The sequence below is a fragment of the Sulfitobacter maritimus genome (genome assembly GCF_013346665.1).
Lineage (GTDB): Bacteria > Pseudomonadota > Alphaproteobacteria > Rhodobacterales > Rhodobacteraceae > Sulfitobacter > Sulfitobacter maritimus.
Window position 1 is genome coordinate 1 of record NZ_JABVBB010000008.1, and the last position, 299, is coordinate 299.

Genomic DNA, 299 nt, shown 5'->3' on the forward strand with positions numbered 1-299 from the left:
CAAGCGCAGGTGAATGCGATCAAACCGGTCGGCAAAACGCCGATCTCCGCCGCCATCGAACATGCCGCCGACCTGCTCGCCTACCGCGACAACCCAGCAACGCTGGTGCTGATCTCGGACGGGGTAGAGACCTGCAACGCCGATCCCTGTGCGCTGTCGGCACAGCTTGCGAAACAGGGGGTGAAATTCACCGCTCATGTCGTGGGCTTTGACCTGCAAGACGAGGCCCACGCCGGTCTCGCCTGTATTGCCGAGAACACGGGCGGCGTCTTCCTCCCCGCAAGCAATGCGACCGAACT

1 protein-coding gene is annotated in these 299 nt (G+C 62.9%); it reads left to right on the top strand.

Going from position 1 to position 299, the window contains the following annotated elements; translation table 11 throughout:
• A partial coding sequence (locus HTT03_RS00040; protein WP_425506268.1) for a vWA domain-containing protein occupies positions 1–299 on the top strand: 299 nt, incomplete at both ends.